This window comes from Enterobacter cloacae complex sp. 2022EL-00788 (assembly GCF_026627565.1).
GTDB lineage: Bacteria > Pseudomonadota > Gammaproteobacteria > Enterobacterales > Enterobacteriaceae > Enterobacter > Enterobacter pasteurii.
This window is the reverse complement of sequence record NZ_JAPNMC010000027.1, coordinates 1-20487: the sequence shown is the minus strand read 5'-3', so window position 1 is coordinate 20487 and position 20487 is coordinate 1. Positions and strand designations below refer to the sequence as shown.

22 protein-coding genes are annotated in these 20487 nt (G+C 57.6%); 9 read left to right on the top strand and 13 right to left on the bottom strand.

What is annotated here, in order from left to right; translation table 11 throughout:
• Window positions 1-193: 193 nt before the first annotated feature.
• From proX to OWK27_RS24090, 8 genes are all read right to left on the bottom strand, one after another.
• Window positions 194-1189 carry a glycine betaine/L-proline ABC transporter substrate-binding protein ProX gene (gene proX, locus OWK27_RS24125; protein WP_148421365.1) on the bottom strand — a complete coding sequence of 332 codons (996 nt, stop codon included), beginning with the start codon at window positions 1187-1189 and terminating at the stop codon, window positions 194-196.
• Window positions 1190-1198: 9 nt separating this feature from the next.
• Window positions 1199-2263 carry a glycine betaine/L-proline ABC transporter permease ProW gene (gene proW, locus OWK27_RS24120; protein ID WP_148421367.1) on the bottom strand — a complete coding sequence of 355 codons (1065 nt, stop codon included), beginning with the start codon at window positions 2261-2263 and terminating at the stop codon, window positions 1199-1201.
• Entirely contained in the window at window positions 2247-3458 is a 1212-nt protein-coding gene (gene proV, locus OWK27_RS24115) for a glycine betaine/L-proline ABC transporter ATP-binding protein ProV (RefSeq protein ID WP_252004305.1), read from the bottom strand. Before proV ends, proW begins: the two co-directional genes overlap by 17 nt.
• A 333-nt stretch (window positions 3459-3791) precedes the next feature.
• Window positions 3792-4751, bottom strand: coding sequence for a class 1b ribonucleoside-diphosphate reductase subunit beta (gene nrdF, locus OWK27_RS24110; protein WP_242171254.1), 960 nt, complete (start codon window positions 4749-4751; stop codon window positions 3792-3794).
• Window positions 4752-4760: 9 nt separating this feature from the next.
• The gene (gene nrdE / locus OWK27_RS24105; protein ID WP_252004306.1) at window positions 4761-6905 is read right to left on the bottom strand and encodes a class 1b ribonucleoside-diphosphate reductase subunit alpha; all 2145 of its coding nucleotides are present in this window, start codon (window positions 6903-6905) and stop codon (window positions 4761-4763) included.
• Entirely contained in the window at window positions 6878-7288 is a 411-nt protein-coding gene (nrdI, locus tag OWK27_RS24100; RefSeq protein WP_148421376.1) for a class Ib ribonucleoside-diphosphate reductase assembly flavoprotein NrdI, read from the bottom strand. The genes nrdE and nrdI overlap by 28 nt, the downstream gene beginning before the upstream one ends.
• Window positions 7285-7524, bottom strand: a complete 240-nt coding sequence (gene nrdH, locus OWK27_RS24095) for a glutaredoxin-like protein NrdH (RefSeq protein ID WP_148421378.1) — start codon at window positions 7522-7524, stop codon at window positions 7285-7287. The genes nrdI and nrdH overlap by 4 nt, the downstream gene beginning before the upstream one ends.
• A 243-nt stretch (window positions 7525-7767) precedes the next feature.
• Window positions 7768-8094 carry a DUF883 domain-containing protein gene (locus OWK27_RS24090; protein ID WP_017382769.1) on the bottom strand — a complete coding sequence of 109 codons (327 nt, stop codon included), beginning with the start codon at window positions 8092-8094 and terminating at the stop codon, window positions 7768-7770.
• Window positions 8095-8253: 159 nt separating this feature from the next.
• On the opposite strand from OWK27_RS24090, the gene OWK27_RS24085 reads away from it, so the two are divergent.
• The gene (locus OWK27_RS24085; protein ID WP_267591354.1) at window positions 8254-8598 is read left to right on the top strand and encodes a DUF2002 family protein; all 345 of its coding nucleotides are present in this window, start codon (window positions 8254-8256) and stop codon (window positions 8596-8598) included.
• A gap of 32 nt (window positions 8599-8630) precedes the next feature.
• On the opposite strand, the gene alaE is transcribed toward OWK27_RS24085, so the two are convergent.
• Window positions 8631-9080, bottom strand: a complete 450-nt coding sequence (alaE, locus tag OWK27_RS24080) for an L-alanine exporter AlaE (RefSeq protein WP_148421379.1) — start codon at window positions 9078-9080, stop codon at window positions 8631-8633.
• A gap of 495 nt (window positions 9081-9575) precedes the next feature.
• On the opposite strand from alaE, the gene stpA reads away from it, so the two are divergent.
• Complete coding sequence (gene stpA, locus OWK27_RS24075) at window positions 9576-9980, top strand: DNA-binding protein StpA (protein WP_267591353.1); 405 nt, start codon at window positions 9576-9578, stop codon at window positions 9978-9980.
• Window positions 9981-10017: 37 nt separating this feature from the next.
• On the opposite strand, the gene OWK27_RS24070 is transcribed toward stpA, so the two are convergent.
• From OWK27_RS24070 to OWK27_RS24060, 3 genes are all read right to left on the bottom strand, one after another.
• Window positions 10018-10197 carry a hypothetical protein gene (locus OWK27_RS24070; protein WP_148421383.1) on the bottom strand — a complete coding sequence of 60 codons (180 nt, stop codon included), beginning with the start codon at window positions 10195-10197 and terminating at the stop codon, window positions 10018-10020.
• Window positions 10198-10276: 79 nt separating this feature from the next.
• Entirely contained in the window at window positions 10277-10798 is a 522-nt protein-coding gene (locus OWK27_RS24065) for a rhodanese family protein (protein ID WP_176609657.1), read from the bottom strand.
• A 9-nt stretch (window positions 10799-10807) separates the two neighbouring features.
• Window positions 10808-11107 (bottom strand): ArsR/SmtB family transcription factor, encoded by a 300-nt coding sequence (locus tag OWK27_RS24060; protein WP_148421387.1) that lies wholly within the window; start codon window positions 11105-11107, stop codon window positions 10808-10810.
• Window positions 11108-11285: 178 nt separating this feature from the next.
• On the opposite strand from OWK27_RS24060, the gene OWK27_RS24055 reads away from it, so the two are divergent.
• Window positions 11286-11444 (top strand): YqaE/Pmp3 family membrane protein, encoded by a 159-nt coding sequence (locus OWK27_RS24055; RefSeq protein WP_003862203.1) that lies wholly within the window; start codon window positions 11286-11288, stop codon window positions 11442-11444.
• On the opposite strand, the gene OWK27_RS24050 is transcribed toward OWK27_RS24055, so the two are convergent.
• Window positions 11441-12370: a LysR substrate-binding domain-containing protein gene (locus OWK27_RS24050; protein WP_176609658.1), complete on the bottom strand. Its 930-nt coding sequence runs from the start codon at window positions 12368-12370 to the stop codon at window positions 11441-11443. The genes OWK27_RS24055 and OWK27_RS24050 overlap by 4 nt on opposite strands.
• Before the next feature lie 319 nt (window positions 12371-12689).
• Here OWK27_RS24050 and OWK27_RS24045 point away from each other — a divergent pair, with 319 nt between their 5' ends.
• The 6 genes from OWK27_RS24045 (at window position 12690) to OWK27_RS24020 (ending at window position 20339) form a co-directional block, all read left to right on the top strand.
• Complete coding sequence (locus OWK27_RS24045; RefSeq protein ID WP_267591352.1) at window positions 12690-13295, top strand: ankyrin repeat domain-containing protein; 606 nt, start codon at window positions 12690-12692, stop codon at window positions 13293-13295.
• Window positions 13296-13402: 107 nt separating this feature from the next.
• Window positions 13403-14944 carry an acyl-CoA synthetase FdrA gene (gene fdrA, locus OWK27_RS24040; protein WP_267591351.1) on the top strand — a complete coding sequence of 514 codons (1542 nt, stop codon included), beginning with the start codon at window positions 13403-13405 and terminating at the stop codon, window positions 14942-14944.
• A complete protein-coding gene (locus tag OWK27_RS24035; protein ID WP_176678687.1) occupies window positions 14944-16359 on the top strand; it encodes a DUF1116 domain-containing protein in 1416 nt (471 codons plus the stop codon). The genes fdrA and OWK27_RS24035 overlap by 1 nt, the downstream gene beginning before the upstream one ends.
• Window positions 16360-16370: 11 nt before the next feature.
• On the top strand, window positions 16371-17915 hold the full coding sequence (locus tag OWK27_RS24030; RefSeq protein ID WP_193356678.1) for a xanthine permease: 1545 nt from the start codon (window positions 16371-16373) through the stop codon (window positions 17913-17915).
• Window positions 17916-18001: 86 nt separating this feature from the next.
• The gene (locus OWK27_RS24025; RefSeq protein ID WP_267591350.1) at window positions 18002-18958 is read left to right on the top strand and encodes a carbamate kinase family protein; all 957 of its coding nucleotides are present in this window, start codon (window positions 18002-18004) and stop codon (window positions 18956-18958) included.
• Window position 18959: 1 nt separating this feature from the next.
• The gene (locus OWK27_RS24020; protein ID WP_267591349.1) at window positions 18960-20339 is read left to right on the top strand and encodes an amidohydrolase family protein; all 1380 of its coding nucleotides are present in this window, start codon (window positions 18960-18962) and stop codon (window positions 20337-20339) included.
• Window positions 20340-20487: the final 148 nt, after the last annotated feature.

Sequence of the window (20487 nt, the reverse complement as noted above, 5' to 3'; positions counted from 1 at the left end):
AAGTCATCCGGCATGAGCCCGGGAAAGTAAGACGCCTGAATATAGTTAACGAGATGAAAAAGCTGGGAAAAGAGTACAGTAATATGGTCATGGTGGTATGACCATATTACTGGGGATCCCTCAGCCCCAAAGGGGAGAGGGGACTTTTCCACCCTCTTCCCTTTGGGGAGAGGGCCGGGGTGAGGGGAAAAACTTACTTCTGCGCCTCAAGCGCCTCCTTCACCCAACCGTCAAACTGCTGCTGGTGGGCTTTTATCCAGCCATCCACGTGGTTTTTAATATCCGCTTCGGAGGATTTACCCGCGTGCATCATGGCGTTCTGAGCGTTGATGTCCGCCAGCGGCAGCTTCATCACGGAGAACAGCTTCGCCGCCGCCGGGTTTTTCTCGGCCCAGGCTTTGTTAGCCACAATATGCATGGTGTTCACCGGGAAGCCATAGTTCATGCCGTTCGGCAGTTTGGTGTCGATATCTTTTTGTTCGCCCGGCAGGGAGGAGAACGGTACCTGCAGCCACACCACGTCTTTGCCCGGCTTCAGCACGTCGCTCACCCAGTACGGGGTCCAGGTATAATAGATGACCGGTTTGCCCTCTTTAAAACGAGCGATGGTATCGGCCATCATCGCGGAGTAGTTACCGTGGCTCACGTCGACGGTCTTCGCCAGGTCAAAGGCCTTGTTCTGGTGGTTGATCACCGCTTCACAGCCCCAGCCCGGTGAACAGCCCATCATGTCGGCCTTGCCGTCACCGTTGGTATCGAACAGTCTGGCGATCTTCGGATCCTTCAGCTGCTCAATGTTGGTGATGTGGTACTTATCGGCGGTTTTCTTGTCGATCAGATAGCCCTGCGCCGCGCCGGTCACGAAGGTGCCTTCCCGGTAGAACTTCTTGTCGCCGCCCGCGGCGGCATACATGTCGTCGTGCAGCGGCTGCCAGTTCACGGCGGTAAAGGTGGCGTCACCGGAGGCAATCGAGGTATAGCCTACGTTGTAATCCACTTCGCTGGCGGTATTTACCGTATAGCCCAGCTTCTCCAGCGCGCGGCTGACGATCTGCGTCTGGAAGCTCTCTTCCGAAATGGTGCTCTGCACCGGCTGTACGGTAATGCCTTTACCCGGCAGCTCAGCCGCAAACGTGCTGGTGGAGACAAGGGTGGCAATCGCTGTAGCAAAAAGTACGCTCTGTCGCATCGTTGTTCCTTATTTTGTAAATGGACGGGTGAGTAACCCGACAGGGCCGGTGGTATACCAGCGACGGTTGCCGCGACTGCGTGAATCACGACCGACGGCCTGGGTCAGGCGGTCAAGAATAATGGCGAGGATCACAATTCCTACGCCGCCGACGGTTGCCAGCCCCATGTCGAGGCGGCCAATGCCGCGCAGCACCATCTGGCCTAGTCCGCCAACGGCAATCATCGAGGCGATAACCACCATCGACAGCGCCAGCATCAGCGTCTGGTTAACGCCAGCCATAATGGTCGGCATCGCCAGCGGAAGCTGAACCTTAAACAGCATCTGGCGCGGGCTGGCGCCGAACGAGCGCGATGCCTCAATCAGATCTGCCGGCACCTGGTTAATGCCCAGAATGGTCAGGCGAATAATCGGCGGCAGGGCGAAGATGATGGTCACCACCACGCCCGGCACGTTACCGATGCCGAAGAGCATCACGATAGGCACCAGATAAACGAACGCCGGCGTGGTCTGCATCGCATCCAGCAGCGGACGGATAATTTTCGCGGCCCGCGGGCTACGCGCCAGCCAGATCCCCATCGGTAGCCCGATGACGATGCAGAACAGCAGGGCGGTCAGCACCAGCGCGAGGGTGATCATCGCCTGAGACCACGCGCCAATCGCGCCGATAGCGATCAGGGAAATCAGCGTGGCGACCCCCATCCCCGCGCTGCCAAACTGCCACGCGATAAGCGAGAACAGGATAATGGCCACCGGTGCAGGCATGCCCAGCATCAGCTGCTGGAAGCCGTTCAGGATGTAATCCACCGGGATGCGGATCCCCTGGAATACCGGGCGGAAGTGGGTTACCACCCAGTCGATCCCCTGCGTGACCCAGCTGTCCAGCGGGATCAGCGTTTTGTGGAACGGATCCATAATGTTGAAGTGTTCTGGCGCAGGCGCGGGTGCGCTGTTCAGCCAGTCTGCCGCGCCGCCGCCATCGGCCGGCGCTGGCGTGGAGCCCCACGCATCGGCGGATTGCGCAGCGCTGTCCGCCGCTTCAGTGGTGCCCCACGGGTTAGATTGATCGGTCATTGTTTGCCCCCTCGCGATCTAAAGCCTGCAGCAACATGCGTTTTGAGATGATGCCAACGTACTGTTGTTCCTCACCGATAACCGGCACGGCGCACGGCGCCTGGCCGACGTGAGAGAGCAGCTCGCTGAGCGGCGTTTCGGCGTCCACGGCAAGCGGAGCGTCAATTAACGCCGCATCGATTCCCTGGTTTTCGCCGAGTGCGGTTTTCAGAGAGTCGATGGAAACAACGCCGACAAATTTATTGCCGCGTTCAACCAGATAGCCGTATTCACGGTCTTCGTCCTGCAGCAGCTTAAGCGCGGAGCGCGGGCCAAAACCCGGCGTTTTACGGATAATGCCGTTCGGGGTTCGGCGGGCAATATCTTTGGCGCTGAATACCTGGCTAATATCCACGCCGCGGAAGAAGGTGCGCACATAATCATTCGCCGGGTTATTGAGAATTTCATCCGGCGTGCCGACCTGCACCACTTCACCATTTTGCATAATGGCGATACGGTCGCCAATACGCATGGCTTCATCCAGATCGTGAGAAATAAAAACAATCGTGCGCTGATGTTTGGCCTGTAATTTTACCAGCTCATCCTGCATCTCGGTACGAATTAACGGATCGAGAGCCGAGAAGGCTTCATCCATTAATAATATATCCGGATTAATGGCTAATGCGCGGGCTAATCCTACGCGCTGGCGCATACCGCCGGAAAGTTCATCCGGATACGCGTGCGCATAATTCTCCAGCCCCACCTGACGCAGCGCATCAAGGGCTTTTTCCTGACGTTCCTGAGCGGGCGTGCCGGCTAATTCCATGCCAAAGGCGGTATTATCCAGCACCGTCATATGCGGCATTAGCGCGAATGACTGAAACACCATTGCAATCTTCTTTCTGCGCACCTCGCGAAGCTCGGCGTCTGATATTCTGGCGATATCCACGCCGTCAATCAGCACCTGTCCGCGGGTGGGTTCAATCAGGCGATTGAGAAGGCGAACCATAGTGGATTTACCCGAACCGGATAATCCCATGATGACAAATATCTCGCCTTCTTCAATGGCCAGACTGGCGTCTTTAACGCCAAGCGATAGCCCGGTTTTTTCCAGAATTTGCTCTTTCGAAAGGCCTTTCTCAATATATTTGAATGCGCGCTGCGGATGCTCGCCAAATATTTTATAAAGATTTTTCACTTCTAATTTAATTGCCATGCAATAGAGAGTGTCCTGTTATTTGTTTATGTCGATATGATTACCATGGTAAATAGTTAACTGGCATTACCCTAACATACTCAGATTCTGAGACAACCCTGCACCGGCCTGAGGCCGGAATTTTGCCACAAGCGAAACGGCTGAATTTCCCATGAATAAAGGGCTGAGGGAGGTTTGAATTTTTCTGAATTTTTTGCTGCTGCATCGGGAAATTTCGCCTGAATCGGTGTGATTCAGGCGAATATGACGGGTAAATTACAGTGTAGTGCCTGGTCAAATAATGGTGTGGAAATAATGGGATTTATATTTAATTAATGAACGTTACTGCCTACATTAAAAATCCCAGTCCTCGTCTTCCGTCTCCACCGCTTTGCCCATCACGTACGACGACCCGGACCCGGAGAAGAAGTCATGGTTTTCGTCGGCGTTCGGCGACAGCGCCGCCAGGATCGCCGGGTTCACCTCCGCCATTTCCGGCGGGAACAGCGCCTCGTAGCCGAGGTTCATCAGCGCTTTATTGGCGTTGTAACAGAGGAACGCCTTCACGTCCTCTTCCCAGCCGGTTCCGGCGTAGAGTTCGTCGGTATAGCGCAGCTCGTTATCGTACAGATCCATCAGCAAATCAAGGGCAAAGCCCTTCAGCTCCTCGCGCTTCGCGTCGCTGACTTTCTCCAGCCCTTTCTGGTACTTATAGCCGATATAGTATCCGTGCACCGCTTCATCCCGGATGATGAGGCGAATCAAATCGGCGGTGTTGGTGAGCTTGCCCCGGCTCGACCAGTACATTGGCAGCCAGAAGCCAGAATAGAAGAGGAACGATTCCAGGAACACGCTGGCGATCTTCTTCTTCAGCGGCTCGTCGGCCCGATAATATTCCAGCACCAGCTCCGCCTTGCGCTGCAACGACGCGCTCTCCTCGCTCCAGGCGTAGGCTGCATCAACATCTCTGGTCTGGCACAGCGTCGAGAAAATCGAGCTGTAGGATCGGGCGTGCACTGCCTCCATGAAGCTGATATTCGACATCACCGCCTCTTCGTGCGGCGTCAGCGCATCGCTCATCAGCGCGGGCGCGCCCACGGTGTTCTGAATGGTGTCCAGCAGGGTCAGGCCGGTAAAGACGCGGATCGTCAGCTGCTGCTCGGCGTGGCTGAGGGTCTGCCACGCCGCAATATCGTTGGAAAGCGGCACCTTTTCCGGCAGCCAGAAGTTGCTGGTGAGGCGGTTCCACACCTCCAGATCTTTGTCGTCCTGAATCTTGTTCCAGTTAACGGCGCTCACGCGTGACAGTTTCATCCTTTCTCCTTACAGCGCGCAGGACACGCAGCCTTCAATTTCGGTGCCTTCCAGCGCAAGCTGGCGCAGGCGAATGTAGTACAGCGTTTTGATGCCTTTCTTCCAGGCGTAAATCTGCGCTCTGTTGATATCCCGCGTGGTGGCGGTATCCGGGAAGAACAGCGTCAGCGACAGCCCCTGATCCACGTGTCGGGTTGCCTCGGCGTAGGTATCGATGATTTTTTCCGGGCCGATTTCATACGCGTCCTGATACAGCGCAAGGTTCTCATTGGTCATAAACGGGGCGGGGTAGTAGACGCGCCCGGTTTTGCCTTCCTTACGGATCTCAATTTTCGACACGATCGGGTGAATGCTCGACGTGGCGTGGTTGATGTAAGAGATCGAGCCGGTCGGCGGCACCGCCTGCAGGTTCTGGTTGTAGATGCCGTAGCGCATCACGTCGTCACGCAGCTGCAGCCACATGTCGCGCGTCGGCAGAACGATCCCCGCACGCGCGAACAGCTCGCGCACCTTTTCGGTTTTCGGCTGCCAGTCGCCTTCCAGATACTGGCTGAAATACGCCCCGCTGGCGTAGCGCGACCGCTCAAAGCCGGCGAAACGCTGGTTGCGCTCGCGCGCCAGCATCATGGACGTGTGCAGCGCGTGCCAGGTGACGGTGTAGAAATAGAAGTTGGTGAAATCGAGCCCTTCCGGGCTGCCGTAGGCGATGCCCTCCCGCGCCAGATAGCCGTGCAGGTTCATCTGCCCGAGGCCGATGGCGTGCGACGCGGCGTTGCCTGCCTCAATGGACGGCACGCTGCGGATGTGGCTCATGTCCGAGACCGCCGTCAGCCCGCGAACGGCGGTCTCCACCGTGCGGCCAAAATCGGGAGAATCCATGGTGTGGGCAATATTCAGCGACCCGAGGTTACAGGAGATATCTTTGCCGATGTCGGCGTAGTCCAGATTCTCGTCATAGGTGGAGGCGCTGTTGACCTGCAAAATCTCCGAGCACAGGTTGCTCATGTTGATGCGCCCGGCAACCGGATTCGCGCGATTCACCGTGTCCTCGTACATGATGTACGGATAGCCGGATTCAAACTGAATTTCAGCCAGCGTCTGGAAGAAATCCCGGGCGTTGATGTATTTTTTGCGAATGCGATCGTCGGCAACCAGCTCGTCGTACAGCTCGCTTATCGCCACGTCGCCAAACGCTTTGCCGTAAATTCGCTCAACGTCATACGGCGAAAACAGCGCCATGTCGGCATTCTCTTTGGCGAGCGTAAAGGTGATATCCGGGATTACTACGCCAAGCGACAGGGTTTTGATGCGGATTTTTTCGTCGGCGTTTTCGCGTTTGGTATCGAGAAACCGCAGGATGTCCGGGTGGTGGGCGTGAAGATAAACGGCGCCAGCGCCCTGGCGCGCGCCAAGCTGGTTGGCATAGGAGAAGGCGTCTTCCAGCATCTTCATCACCGGGATCACGCCCGAAGACTGGTTTTCGATGCGCTTGATCGGCGCGCCCGCTTCACGCAGGTTCGAAAGCAAAAACGCCACGCCGCCGCCGCGTTTGGAAAGCTGCAGCGCCGAGTTCACCGCGCGGCCAATCGACTCCATATTGTCTTCAATACGCAGCAGGAAGCAGGAGACCAGCTCACCGCGCTGGGCTTTACCGCCGTTGAGGAAGGTGGGCGTGGCGGGCTGGAAGCGGCCGGAGAGCATCTCTTCCGTCAGCCTTTCGGCCAGCGCTTCATCGCCCTGCGCCAGCGTCAGCGCCACCATGACCACGCGATCTTCAAAGCTTTCCAGATAGCGCTTGCCGTCGAAGGTTTTCAGGGTGTAGCTGGTGTAATACTTCCACGCGCCGAGAAACGTCTGGAAGCGAAAGCCGCTGGCGTGAGCGCGCTCAAACAACGCCACCACGAAGGCGCGGTCGTAGCGGGTTAACACCCGCTCCTCGTAATAACCCTCTTTAACCAGATAGTCGAGACGCTCCTGCTGGCTGCCGAAGGTCACGCTGTTCGGGCGGACGTGGGCGGCGATAAAGGCGTCTACCGCCTCACGATCTTTACCAAACTGTATGCGCCCCTCACGGTCATAGAGGTTGAGCATCGCGTTCAGCGCGTGGTAATCCGGTGTCGCCTGAATCACGCGTTCTGCGGTTGTCGTTGCCAAAATTCGTTTACTCCTTTACGCACGTTCTCTACGTCCTGCTGTGTCCCCATCAGTTCAAAACGATAGAGATACGGCACGCCGCATTTTTGAGAGATGACATCCCCGGCGCGGGCAAAGGCCTCGCCGAAGTTGCGATTGCCCGCCGCGATCACGCCGCGAATCAGTCGTCGGTTATGGGGATCGTTCAGAAAGCGGATCACCTGACGGGGAACGGCTCCCGCCGTGCCGCCGCCGCCGTAGCTGGGCACCACCAGGATGTAAGGTTCGTCTACCCGAATACGCTCCCGCTCGTTCAGCGGAATGCGCACCGCAGGCAGCCCGAGGCGCTCCATAAACCGAAGCGTGTTTTCCGAGCTGCTGGAAAAGTAGACCAGCCCGCTCATGCACGCGTGGCCTGAGCGCTCAGGCGATTGATCATGTCCGGGCGAAAGCCGGACCAGCTGGTGTCACCGGCAACCACGACCGGAAGCTGACGGAAGCCCTGCGCCCGCAGGATGTCGGCCGCATCGGGCACCTGATCGAGATTGACCATCTCAAAGGCTACGCCGCGGCTCTCCATTGCACGCTTCGTGGCGTGGCACTGAACACAATTGTTACGAGTGTAAATAATAATGCTCATGATTCGTATTTCCATTTAGAATGAGAAATCGGCGCGAGTAAACGCGTCATGTCGTGTGTGTCTTGCTTAAGGAAATACTAGATGTAGTTGAGATAAGATTCAACCATACAAGATATGGGAAAATCAGATTGATGTAGCCCCAATGATGAGCACAGCGGGGAAGGGCGTACTGCGCGGGTTTTTCAGGCTTTCAGGCAAAGAAAAGCCCCGGCGCCAGGGGCGACCGGGGCCGATAGCTCACGCTTATTTACGCAGGCTGAGCAGGGCGCCGACAAAAATACCCACCGCCGCGACCGTGCCCAGCGTACAGAGCGGTTTCTCACGCACAAAGGTCGTGGCGCAGCTGGCCATGTCGCAGGCGGCCTGCGTGGTGCGTGAACGGCCGTTCATCCGTGCCCGTGTTTCACGCAGCAGAGACTGAGCCTTACGTTTCGCGGCATCTGCTTCATCCTTCGCATCAGAGCCCCAGGATTTGAGCACCGCTTCCAGCGTGTCCGCTAATTGGCTGACATCGTTACGAATATCCTGAGTGTCGTCGTTAATATCGTTTCGGTTCGGTCTGTTAAACATACGATCCTCCATAATTTTGTGTTCCCGTTTAGTTTAGTTCAGAAATGTAATATCTGAAGCGAGTCACGGCTTATCGGGCAGTTTATGGAATATTCTGAAAGCCCTGCTAATGCTGAATACTGTAAGGTTGCCGGGCAGGAATGATAACGAGGAAGAGATATGTATTTACGACCCGATGAAGTGGCGCGCGTTCTTGAAAAAGAAGGTTTCACCATGGATGAGGTAACATCAAAAGCGTACGGATATCGCCGTGGCGAGAATTATGTTTACGTTAACCGTGAAGCACGAATGGGGCGTACCGCTCTCATTATTCACCCGACACTGAAAGACAGAAGCCTGTCATTTGCTGAGCCTGCCTCGGAAATTAAAACCTGCGATCATTATCAGCAATTTCCGCTCTATTTAGGCGGCGAGACGCATGAGCATTATGGTATTCCGCACGGTTTCAGCTCGCGTATGGCGCTGGAGCGGTTCCTGAAAGGACTGTTTGGCGACGTACAGTAATTTTGCGACTGGCATGAGCCAGTCGCCTCACCTTACGCTTTCGCCTGGCTGTAGGGGCTGACCTTAAACAGGCGGCGGCAGTAGTCAAGAAAGTAGCCGTACACCGCACCCATCAGCATTGAAACCACGATATTTGAACTCACCGCGGCGGCGATTTGATGCCAGTCTGCGCCCACCGTCAGCAAAATAACCACGTACACCGGGGACTGGAACGTTACGTAAGCCAGCACGTCGGCCAGGTTTTTTATCCAGCCAGCCGGGCTAATACGCCGGGCGAAACGCATAACCGCGTCGCGATATAAGCCGTACGGCCAGGCAATCATGATATTTACCGGGATGGCGACCAGGCGCGACGAGAGAGACTGCTCAAAGGACATTCCCGACAGGAAAATTTCAATCAGCATGTTCACGACGGAACAGTAGACTACCATCGCGAAAGTATCCGCTACCGCATGGCGCAGGCGAGACTGCGGTGAGAACATGTCTGAACTCCTCGAACAGAACAAAAAAGTGGCATTTTACCCGCGGCGCTTAGTGCTTTAGGTTGGTTTGTTTTGAGTGTATAGAGTATCTCTCTGGCTTTTAACTAACAAGTAGTGATTTATCTTTATTTCGTGGCGCTTTGTCCACAAAATTCTCTAAAGATGCCTGTTTTTTGCGCGCTTCGTTATTTTCTTTCCCTTGTGCTTGTTTGTCTTTATAAAACATATAGTTAGGTTGGTTAAGGCAGCGTAAAATCCCTATGCCACGGTGGAGAATGGGCTAATTTGCAGGCGGGTTTAAACAGGGCCTGTCGGTCAGAGGGAGAACGGTATATTCCGCAATAAAAGGGCAGATATTTCGGGATTATATTAACCGGATATTTAAATCCATTTACAATAATGTCAAAACGCGCGGGTGGGTAGATATCAGCGCAAAAATCAATTATTCTGTTGCCTGATTTATGTTATACACACGAAGAAAGGTTTCTCATTATTATGGCTTTAACGTTACAGAATCTTAATAATATCCGCACCCTCCGGGCGCTGGCGCGTGAATTATCCCTGGATGTTCTGGAAGAAGTGCTGGAAAAATTCCGGATTGTCACGGATGAAAAACGCAGCGAGCAGGCTGAATTAGAGCGTCAACGCGCTGAACAGCAGGATAAAATTAATGCTCTGCTGGAACTGATGAAAGCTGACGGTATTTCTCCGAGCGATCTGCTGGGCGGTGAGCTGGCTCATGCGGGTCAACCGGCTAAAAAACGTAAAGCGCGTGCGGCAAAATATCGTTTTATTGACGCTAACGGTGAAGAGAAAACGTGGACCGGTCAGGGGCGTACGCCGAAGCCAATTGCAAACGCGCTGGCAAACGGAAAAACGCTGGACGATTTCCTGATCTGAGTATCATCCGGGCGGTATATTCCGCCCGGCTATCGACCTAGCAGACGCCAAAATCACCCTCTTCGGTGTACAGAACAACGTCTGCCGCTTTCAGGTTATATTTCTCGCCCTGTTCGTTGCTGGCCTGCACGGCCACAATGCTTTCGCCATTTACCTCGAGCACCTTCAGTTTCGGACCACCCTGACGCGGTTGGACATAATCGCCGACAGAAAACATAGCACCTCCTCATCGTTATAACGATCTTCACCATAGCCCACGTCCGAAGCGGGGTACAGTCTAATCTGTCGGGTACTGCTTACGAGGTACCACGGTTCCACGGCATCACCTTCAGCAGCCGTGCCATGCCGCAAAAGCCCGTTACGCCGGCGAACAGCAGCCCGGCACCCACGAAACCGCTCAGCAGGAAGAAGAGGCTGGAGACGCCATATCCCAGCACCACGCCGCAGAGGATTAGCAGCCCGGCGGCGATCTGCACCTGACGCATCAGCGGCAGCGGCTGGGTTTTGTCTTCAACGGTCAGCAGACCGGCCTGTTTCCAGCCCTGAATGCCTCCCTCAACCACGAAGGCCTGAGCGGGCGACGCCGCCTGCGCAAGCCGTGCGGCATGGTTAGCCGTTCGGGCCCCGGACTGACAGTGGAAGATTACCGTTTCACCAGGCGCGGCGTTTAGCCTGCCGGACAGGGAGTCCAGCGGTAAAGAGCGCGCAGCCGGAATATGCTCGCGGGCATATTCGTCGGCGTCGCGAATATCGATCAGCCTTGCGCCCTCAGCGATAAGCGCGTTTGCCTGCTGCGGCGAAATAAGAGGAAGAGACATATCAGCTCCTTACGGACAATAGAGGGATTTCAGGGTGCTTATCAGCTGATGCACCGCATCGTTTTTGATGGAATACAGGATGCGCTGGGCTTCACGGGTGCTGTCGATAAGCCCCTCTTCACGCATGCGCGCCAGATGCTGAGAGGTGGCGGAGGGGCTTAGCCCCGTTGCGCGAGCCAGATCGCCCGCGCTGGTTCCGGGCGCGCCGCAGAGCGTGCACAGGATCAGCAGCCTGCGCGGGTTGCTCATGGCTTTCAGTAGCGTGGCGGCCTGTCCGGCGCTGGCCTGAAGTTGTTCGAGTTCAGTCATGGTTGTTTAGTATTTGCTTAATTAAGTAAATGCTAAACTAATGGCGTCCGTTAAGCCAGTGACAAAAGCGTAAAAGAGGGTAAAAGGGTAATAAAGAGATGGCGATGACGGGTAAACTGGCTACGCTTAGAGAAGTGTCTTTTATAATTTTCAATTGGTTAGCTTGCACGGAGTCTTTATGGGTTTTTGGCGTGTTGTTTTTACGATTATTCTCCCGCCGCTGGGCGTTCTGCTTGGCAAGGGACTGGGCTGGGCGTTTATCCTGAACATCCTTCTGACCATTCTGGGTTACTTCCCGGGTCTTATCCACGCGTTCTGGGTTCAGACCAAAAGCTAAGTACGCCAGAGCAGGTCACCGTAGATCCGGGTCAGCACGCCCTCCGGGCCAAACTGCTGTTTGATCCAGCGCGTGACCTGCCCGGTCGCCGCATGCTGCGTGGCGAGCAGCATGCGGGAATCCTGCCGCGGGTTATTAATCCGCCGCGTTACCAGCAGGCCGTCTTCCACCGCCTCACGCGTCATATACTCCGGTAAAAATCCAATCCCTTCCCCCAGGATCTGACACTGGCATTTGGTGTTGAAGTCCGGCACGAGAATTGCCTCCTGCCCGTGAAGCAGCCAGCCGACCTTCTTGTTGATGGTATGCGCGGTATCCTCAACCATGATGTTGGGATACAGGCGCAGCTGGCTTTCGGAAATCGGCTCCGGGGCGAAGGCCAGCGGATGCGTCGGGGCGATGGCAAATACCCAGCGGATCGCCCCAATCTCGGTGTAATCGATGCCGCCGCCGTCAAGCAGCGTATCCGGCGCGCCAATGGCGATATTGGCCTGATTATTAATGATCGAATCCCAGACGCCGTTATACACCTCGGTCGTCACCGTGATCTGGCAGGTGGGGAACTGTTTTTTCAGCACCTGAAGCAGCCTCGCGGTATGGCGCGGCGTATACAAAAGCTGATTAATGCAGATGCGCACTCTCGCCTCAATGCCCTGTGAAATGGTATCAATCCCGCGCTTGATGGCGTGGAAGTCATTCAGCAGGTCGGTGGCCTTACGGTAAAAGTAAAAGCCGGATTCTGTCAGCTCAATGCTGCGCGTGTTGCGTACAAACAGCACCACGTCCAGCCCGGTCTCCATGCGTTTAATGGTGTAACTGATGGCGGACGTCGTCACGCCAAGCTCGGCGGCGGCTTTGCTAAAGCTGCCAAAACGAGCCGCGGTGGTAAAGGCCAGCAGATTCTCTTCGGTAAAGATGGAATTCATATTACGGCTCCCGGTTACCATCAGTTTTGAACATATTTTAACAACGCCGTTACATCACATTTGAAGCCGGTCACAGTTCTGACTATTTGCGCAGGGCCGCGCCATGTAAGGCTTTTTTAGCCATAAGGATATTGCAGCCTGCGGCGCTAAAAAGCGGCAAACCATAAGAAAAAGGTTGCACAGACGCACGTTTTGGCCGAACTGTTGAATCTACCTCAACAATGAATTGCGTGTCGATGAATCATTTTTAAGCGGATTCTTTTATGAACAGGCTGTTGCTATTCTCAGGACATCAGAGGTTAACATTGGGAGTCAGAATATGTCTGCAAACGCACTGGTGACGGAATTTCTGCTGGCGGCAGAAGAGGGCAATATCGACGCGCTAAAAGCCTGCCTGGATAATGGCGTGGATATTAACGCCTCCAGCCGCCAGAAAAGAACCGCCATTATTATTGCCAGCCTTAAAAAGCATTACGCCTGTGTGGAGTTTTTAATTGCCGCTGGCGCGGATATTGATAAACAGGACCAGACCTGTTTTAACCCCTTCCTGATTAGCTGCCTGACCAATGATTTAACCCTGCTGCGCATTATCCTTCCGGCGAATCCGGATCTTGACCGCCTGACGCGCTTCGGCGGCGTGGGCATTACGCCTGCCAGTGAAAAAGGGCATGTTGAAATCGTGCGTGAGCTGCTGGAAAAAACCGACATCAACGTCAACCACACCAATTTTGTGGGCTGGACGCCGCTGCTGGAGGCCATTGTGCTAAACGACGGCGGCGCGAAGCAGCAGGAGATCGTGAAGCTGCTGCTGGAGCACGGCGCGAACCCGCACATGACCGATAAATACGGAAAAACCCCGCTCGAACTGGCGCGGGAAAAAGGCTTCGATGCGATAGCCGATCTGCTGCTGGCGGCGGGCGCATAACGCATTCGGCCAGCCCTTTCCGGCTGGCCATTCATCACAAACGCATTTTAACCGACGTGCATTTTGCGCGACGGCGGCCCCCTTTTATCCTCAAACAGGTGAAAATAATGCCAACCAAAATCGTTATAAAAAAGAATACGTATTTCGATTCGGTTTCCTTAATGTCGGTTTCCACCAAAGCCAATAAATTGCCGGGCGTCGAGCAGGCATTTGTGGCCATGGCGACGGAAATGAACAAAGGCGTATTAAAAAATCTCGGGCTGTTAACGCCGGAATTAGCGGACGCGAAAAACGGCGACCTGATGATCGTCATTAAGGGTGAGGCGGCGAATGACGAAACGCTGGCTGAAATAGAAGCCCTGTTTACCCGTAAAGCGTCCGGCGGCTCGCATGAGGCACGCTACGCCACGGTGGCCAGCGCCAAAACCCACCGTCCTGACGCAAACCTCGCGGTCATTTCAGTGAACGGCACCTTCGCCGCCCGCGAGGCGCGCCAGGCGCTGGACAACGATCTTAACGTGATGCTGTTTTCCGATAACGTCTCGCTCGACGACGAGCTTGCGCTGAAGCAGCTCGCCCATGAGAAAGGGCTGCTGCTGATGGGGCCGGACTGCGGCACCGCCATTATTAACGGGGCGGGGCTGTGCTTCGCCAACGCGGTGCGCCGCGGGCCGATTGGGATTGTCGGCGCCTCGGGCACCGGCAGCCAGGAGCTGAGCGTGCGCATCCACGAGTTCGGCGGCGGCGTATCGCAGCTGATCGGCACCGGCGGGCGCGACCTCAGCGAGAAGATCGGCGGCCTGATGATGCTCGACGCCATCGATATGCTGGAGGCGGACGAGGGCACGCGAGTGATTGCCCTGATCTCCAAGCCGCCAGCTCCGGCGGTGGCTGAAAAAGTGCTGGCCCGCGCGCGCGCCTGCCGCAAGCCTGTGGTTGTGTGCTTCCTCGGGCGCAGCGAACCGCCCGCCGACGAAGACGGCCTGCAGTTTGCGCGCGGCACCAAAGAGGCGGCCCTGAAGGCCGTGCTGCTCACCGGCATCAAAAAAGAGTCCCTTGACCTGCATCCGCTCAACTGGCCGCTGGTTGAAGAGGTGCGCGCCCGCCTGACGCCGCAGCAGAAGTACATTCGCGGCCTGTTCTGCGGCGGCACCCTGTGCGACGAAGCGATGTTCGCGGCGCTTGCGAAATTCGACGACGTCTGGAGCAACATCCAGCCCGATCCGGCCAGGCGCCTGAAGGACATCAGCGTCAGCCAGGCCCACACCTTCCTCGACTTTGGTGACGACGACTTCACCAACGGCAAACCGCACCCGATGATCGACCCGACCAACCGCATCAGCCGCCTGCTGCAGGAAGCGCGCGACCCGCAGGTGGGCGTCATCGTGATGGACTTCGTGCTCGGCTTTGGCGCCCATGAGGATCCGGTGGGGGTGATGCTCGACGCCATCAAAGAGGCGCAGGCGATCGCACAGGCCGATAACCGTCCGCTGGCGATCCTCGGCTACGTCCTGGGGACCGACCAGGATCCCCAGTCGCTGGCGCAGCAGTGCCAGATGCTGACCGATGCCGGCGTGATCTGGGCCAGCAGCAGCACCAATACCGGATTACTGGCTCGCGAATTTGTCTGCAAAGGGGAGAAAGCATAATGACGACCTTATTTAACCAGCCGCTGAACGTGATTAACGTGGGTATTGCAATGTTCAGCGACGATCTCAAAAAGCAGCACGTTCCCGTGACGCAGCTCGACTGGACGCCGCCGGGGCAGGGCAACATGCAGGTCGTCGGGGCGCTCGACCAGCTGGCAGAGAAACCGCTGGCGGAAAAAATTGCCGCCGCTAACAGGGTCGCGCTTGAGCGCATCATCCAGTCTCATCCGGTGCTGGTGGGCTTCGACCAGGCGATTAACGTTGTGCCTGGGATGACCCGCACCACCATCCTGCACGCCGGTCCGCCCGTCGCCTGGGAAAACATGTGCGGCGCAATGAAGGGCGCGGTTACCGGCGCGCTGGTGTTCGAAGGGCTGGCGACGGATCTGGAGGACGCCGCAAGGCTGGCGGCTTCAGGCGACATCACCTTCTCGCCGTGCCACGAGCACGACTGCGTGGGCTCCATGGCGGGCGTCACCTCCGCGTCGATGTTTATGCACATCGTTGAGAACAAAACCTACGGCAACCGGGCGTTCACCAACCTCAGCGAGCAGATGGCGAAGATCCTGCGCATGGGCGCCAACGACCAGAGCGTTATCGACCGTCTGAACTGGATGCGCGACGTGCTCGGGCCGATGCTGCGCGACGCGATGAAGATTATCGGCGAAATCGACCTGCGCCTGATGCTGGCGCAGGCGCTGCACATGGGTGACGAATGCCACAACCGCAACAACGCGGGCACCACGCTGCTGATCCAGGCGCTGACGCCGGGGCTGATCCAGGCGGGCTATCCGGTGGCGCAGCAGCGCGAGGTGTTTGAGTTTGTCGCCAGCAGCGACTACTTCTCCGGCCCGACGTGGATGGCGATGTGTAAGGCCGCGCTGGATGCCGCCCACGGCATCGAGTACAGCACCGTCGTCACCACCATGGCGCGCAACGGCTACGAGTTCGGCCTGCGTGTTTCCGGCCTGCCGGGACAGTGGTTCACCGGCCCGGCGCAGCAGGTGATTGGCCCCATGTTCGCAGGCTACAGGCCGGAAGACTCCGGTCTGGACATCGGCGACAGCGCCATCACCGAAACCTACGGCATCGGCGGCTTTGCCATGGCAACGGCGCCGGCGATCGTTGCGCTGGTGGGCGGAACGGTGGAGGAAGCCATCGACTTCTCCCGCCAGATGCGCGAAATCACCCTCGGTGAAAACCCGAACGTCACTATTCCGCTGCTGTCGTTTATGGGCATTCCGACCGCCATCGACATCACCAGAGTGGCGGGGAGCGGCATTCTGCCGGTCATCAACACCGCCATTGCCCACAAGGACGCCGGTATCGGCATGATTGGGGCGGGCATTGTGCATCCGCCGTTTAGCTGTTTTGAAAAGGCGCTGTTGACCTTCCGCGATCGCTACTTTTTATAAGGCATGCATCCATGAAAAACATGAAGCTGGAGTGGAAAAGAGGTGACTGGGCGGCATATTTCGGGTTGATGACCAACAACCTGACTAATTTGCTGACCATGATGGGGTTGCTCATTTTTGTCGTCGGCATCCCGAAGGAGATTGTTTATGGACGCATCGCGCCGGCCTTCGGGCTGGCGGTGCTGGTAGCGAGCGTGTGCTACGCGTGGTTTGGCCTGCAGATGGCGCGCGCCACCGGACGGACGGACGTCACCGCGCTGCCGTCCGGCCCGAGCGCACCCTCGATTTTTACCGTGACCTTTCTGGTTCTGATGCCCGTCTACCAGCAAACCGGCGATGCGGATTTCGCGATTCAGATAGGCCTGGTGTGGTGCTTCGTGGAGGCGATGATCCTCGCGGGCGGTTCGTTCCTGGGGGAAACCATCCGCAGGATGATCCCGCGCACGGTGCTGCTGTCGTGCCTGTCCGGGCTTGGCCTGCTGCTGCTGGCGATGAACCCGATGCTTCAGGCGTTCGAGGCGCCCACCGTATCGTTCATCGTGCTGCTGCTGATCTTCATTAACTGGTTCGGTAAAAAGCCAATCTTTGCCCGCATCCCTACCGGCCTGCTGCTGCTGATTGCCGGTACGGCATTAGCGTGGATCTCCGGCCTGCAAAGCCCGGATGCCATTAAAGCGTCCATGTCATCCTTCGGCTTTAACCCGCCGGAAGTCCACGTGGACAGCTTTATGCAGGGCCTGCCGCACGCGCTGCCGTACCTGGCGTCCGCCGTACCGCTGGGGCTGGCGAACTATATCTTTGACCTGGAAAACATTGAAAGCGCCCACGCGGCGGGGGATGAGTACCCGACCCGCAAGGTGATGCTGGCAAACGGCCTGGCTTCCATGCTCGGCTGCCTGATGGGCAACCCGTTCCCGGTCACCGTCTACGTGGGTCATCCCGGCTGGAAAGCGATGGGGGCCAGCATCGGCTACACGCTGGCCTCCGGCGTGACCATGTTCATCGTGCCGCTGTTCGGGCTGGGGGCGTTTATGCTCGCCATCATCCCGATGACCGCCATCGTGCCGATTCTGGTGTTTATCGGCGTCGTCACCGCCAACCAGGTGGTGCGGGAAACGCCCAAAGTCGAGGTTCCGGTCATCTTCATCTGCCTGTTCCCGTGGATCGCCAACTGGGCGCTGACCATGATGAACAGCGTGATGGGCGCGGCGGGCACCAGCGCGGCGAAAATCGGTACCGACGTGCTGCACAGCAAAGGGATCTACTACGAGGGGCTGATGCATCTCGGCAACGGCGCGCCGCTCGCCAGCATGCTCTGGGGGTGTATCGCCATCTTCGCCATCATCAACAAACCGCTGCGCGGGGCCGTTGCCGCCGCCGGCGGGGCGCTGCTGGCGCTGTTTGGCGTGATCCACGCGCCGGTGGTGGGCTTTGCGCAGGGCAGCTCGCTGATGTTCGTCACGGCCTACCTGATGATGGGCGGCATGTTTGTGGTGAAGCATTTTCTCGACAGCCGGGAAGCGGCGAGCGCTGCGGCACCGGTTTCTGAATCCTAAAACAATGCCCCTCACCCCTGCCCTCTCCCCAAAGGGGAGAGGGTTAGGGTGAGGGGAACATACCGCACCATGGTGAAGGAAAACGTATGAAAGAGCTTATGGTCGTCGCCATTGGCGGCAACAGCATTATCAAAGACAACGCCAGCCAGTCGGTTGAACATCAGGCGCAGGCGGTCAAGGCGGTGGCAGAGTCGGTGCTTGAGATGCTGGCCTCGGACTATGACATCGTGCTCACCCACGGCAACGGCCCGCAGGTGGGGCTGGATCTGCGCCGCGCCGAGATCGCCCACGAGCGGGAAGGGCTGCCGCTGACCCCGCTGGCGAACTGCGTCGCGGACACCCAGGGCGGTATTGGCTACCTGATCCAGCAGGCGCTCAACAACCGCCTGGCGGCGCGCGGGGAGCAAAAAGCGGTCACGGTCGTCACGCAGGTGGAGGTGGACAAAAACGATCCCGGCTTCACGCACCCGACAAAGCCGATCGGCGCGTTCTTCAGCGAGGCGCAGCGCGATGCGCTGCAGCAGGCGCATCCGGACTGGCGCTTCGTCGAGGATTCCGGCCGTGGCTATCGCCGCGTGGTGGCCTCGCCCCAGCCGCTGCGCATTGTCGAAGCCGATGCCATCAAGGCCCTCACGCAAAAAGGCTTTGTGGTGATCGGCGCGGGCGGTGGGGGCATTCCCGTGGTGCGTGGCGAACAGGGCGACTACCGGAGCGTTGACGCGGTGATTGATAAAGATCTCTCCACCGCGCTGCTGGCGCGCGAGATCCGAGCCGACGTGCTGGTGATCACTACCGGGGTTGAAAAAGTGTGCATCAACTTCGGCAAGCCGAACCAGCAGGCGCTGGACGAGGTGAGCGTGGCGCAGATGACGCGTTACAAAGACGAGGGCCACTTCCCGGCGGGCAGCATGCTGCCCAAAATCGTCGCCTCGCTGGAATTTTTACACCACGGCGGCAGGCGCGTGATTATCACCTCGCCGGACCGCCTGCCCGCCGCGCTGCGCGGGGAAACCGGTACCCATATCGTTAACGAAGGAAGATAAGATGAGTGAAAACAAAAGCCGCCGCGAGTTTATCAGCCAGAGCGGCAAAATGGTCACCGCCTGCGCGCTGTTTGGCGCGACCGGCTCCGTCGCGTATGCTGCCGACTCCGCAAAACCAGCCTGCGAGACCGGCAAACCGATGAACATCACCGCGAAACATTACTACCTGGACAACGTGCTGCTGGAGGCCGGGTTTAACGTCGACGGCGGCGTGGCGACGAGCACCCGCACCGAGCTGAAAACGCTGGAGATTAAGGACGGGAAAATTATCGCCCTTTGCGATAACAACAGCCACGCGGGTGCCGCGCTGCCGCACTATGACGCGGGCGGCAAGCTGATGCTCCCGGCGATGCGCGACATGCACATCCATCTGGATAAAACCTTCTACGGCGGCCCGTGGCGGTCGCTTAACCGCCCGGCGGGCACCACCATTCAGGACATGATCCGCCTTGAGCAAAAGCTGCTCCCGGAGCTACAGCCCTACACGCAGGAGCGTGCGGAGGCGCTTATCGACCTGATCCAGTCGAAAGGTTCAACCGTCGCCCGCAGCCACTGCAACATTGAGCCGGTTTCCGGCCTGAAGAACCTGGAAAATTTGCAGGCGGTGCTGGCGCGCCGCAGGCCCGGGTTTGACTGCGAGATCGTGGCGTTTCCGCAGCACGGCCTGCTGCTGTCAAACTCTGAAAAGCTGATGCGCGACGCGATGCAGGCCGGAGCGCACTACGTGGGCGGGCTCGATCCGACGAACGTCGACGGCGCGATGGAGAAATCCCTCGACCTGATGTTCCAGATTGCGCTGGACTACGACAAAGGGGTGGATATTCACCTGCACGAAACCAGCCCGGCGGGCGTGGCGGCGGTAAATTACATGGTGGAAACCGTGGAGAAAACGCCGGAACTGAAGGGCAAGCTGACCATCAGCCACGCCTTCGCGCTGGCGACGCTCAACGAGCAGCTGGTGGACGAGATCGCCACCCGCATGGCGGCGCAGCAGGTGACTATCGCCTCCACCGTGCCGATTGGCACCCTGCACATGCCGCTGAAGCAGCTGCGCGATAAGGGCGTGTTTGTCATGACCGGCACCGACAGCGTGATTGACCACTGGTCGCCGTACGGCCTGGGGGACATGCTGGAGAAAGCCAATCTGTACGCCCAGCTCTACGTTCGCCCGAACGAGCAGACGCTTTCCCGCGCGCTCGGTATTGCCACAGGCGACGTCCTGCCGCTGAACGACAAAGGCGAGCGCGTATGGCCGAAAGCGCAGGACGACGCCAGCTTTGTGCTGGTGGATGCCTCCTGTTCCGCCGAGGCCGTGGCGCGTATTTCACCGCGTACCGCGACGTTCCATAAGGGCAACCTTGTCTGGGGCGTTGTGGGTTGACGTGCATTTCTCCCTCTCCCTGTGGGCTGAGGGTTCCCCAGAAAAATGAAAAGCACGATGAAGTGTGATCTACTGGTTGCGCTAACAAATCAGAAGAGACCTCATCGTGCCTTTACAGACAGTCTGCCAGAAATTTTTCTCCGCGTCT

Excerpts from the sequence above, each read along its gene's own strand:
- proX (WP_148421365.1), bottom strand. The coding sequence starts at position 1,189 with ATGCGACAGAGCGTACTTTTTGCTACAGCGATTGCCACCCTTGTCTCC.
- proW (WP_148421367.1), bottom strand. The coding sequence starts at position 2,263 with ATGACCGATCAATCTAACCCGTGGGGCACCACTGAAGCGGCGGACAGC.
- proV (WP_252004305.1), bottom strand. The coding sequence starts at position 3,458 with ATGGCAATTAAATTAGAAGTGAAAAATCTTTATAAAATATTTGGCGAG.
- nrdF (WP_242171254.1), bottom strand. The coding sequence starts at position 4,751 with ATGAAACTGTCACGCGTGAGCGCCGTTAACTGGAACAAGATTCAGGAC.
- nrdI (WP_148421376.1), bottom strand. The coding sequence starts at position 7,288 with ATGAGCGGGCTGGTCTACTTTTCCAGCAGCTCGGAAAACACGCTTCGG.
- nrdH (WP_148421378.1), bottom strand. The coding sequence starts at position 7,524 with ATGAGCATTATTATTTACACTCGTAACAATTGTGTTCAGTGCCACGCC.
- OWK27_RS24090 (WP_017382769.1), bottom strand. The coding sequence starts at position 8,094 with ATGTTTAACAGACCGAACCGAAACGATATTAACGACGACACTCAGGAT.
- OWK27_RS24085 (WP_267591354.1), top strand. The coding sequence starts at position 8,254 with ATGTATTTACGACCCGATGAAGTGGCGCGCGTTCTTGAAAAAGAAGGT.
- alaE (WP_148421379.1), bottom strand. The coding sequence starts at position 9,080 with ATGTTCTCACCGCAGTCTCGCCTGCGCCATGCGGTAGCGGATACTTTC.
- stpA (WP_267591353.1), top strand. The coding sequence starts at position 9,576 with ATGGCTTTAACGTTACAGAATCTTAATAATATCCGCACCCTCCGGGCG.
- OWK27_RS24070 (WP_148421383.1), bottom strand. The coding sequence starts at position 10,197 with ATGTTTTCTGTCGGCGATTATGTCCAACCGCGTCAGGGTGGTCCGAAA.
- OWK27_RS24065 (WP_176609657.1), bottom strand. The coding sequence starts at position 10,798 with ATGTCTCTTCCTCTTATTTCGCCGCAGCAGGCAAACGCGCTTATCGCT.
- OWK27_RS24060 (WP_148421387.1), bottom strand. The coding sequence starts at position 11,107 with ATGACTGAACTCGAACAACTTCAGGCCAGCGCCGGACAGGCCGCCACG.
- OWK27_RS24055 (WP_003862203.1), top strand. The coding sequence starts at position 11,286 with ATGGGTTTTTGGCGTGTTGTTTTTACGATTATTCTCCCGCCGCTGGGC.
- OWK27_RS24050 (WP_176609658.1), bottom strand. The coding sequence starts at position 12,370 with ATGAATTCCATCTTTACCGAAGAGAATCTGCTGGCCTTTACCACCGCG.
- OWK27_RS24045 (WP_267591352.1), top strand. The coding sequence starts at position 12,690 with ATGTCTGCAAACGCACTGGTGACGGAATTTCTGCTGGCGGCAGAAGAG.
- fdrA (WP_267591351.1), top strand. The coding sequence starts at position 13,403 with ATGCCAACCAAAATCGTTATAAAAAAGAATACGTATTTCGATTCGGTT.
- OWK27_RS24035 (WP_176678687.1), top strand. The coding sequence starts at position 14,944 with ATGACGACCTTATTTAACCAGCCGCTGAACGTGATTAACGTGGGTATT.
- OWK27_RS24030 (WP_193356678.1), top strand. The coding sequence starts at position 16,371 with ATGAAAAACATGAAGCTGGAGTGGAAAAGAGGTGACTGGGCGGCATAT.
- OWK27_RS24025 (WP_267591350.1), top strand. The coding sequence starts at position 18,002 with ATGAAAGAGCTTATGGTCGTCGCCATTGGCGGCAACAGCATTATCAAA.
- OWK27_RS24020 (WP_267591349.1), top strand. The coding sequence starts at position 18,960 with ATGAGTGAAAACAAAAGCCGCCGCGAGTTTATCAGCCAGAGCGGCAAA.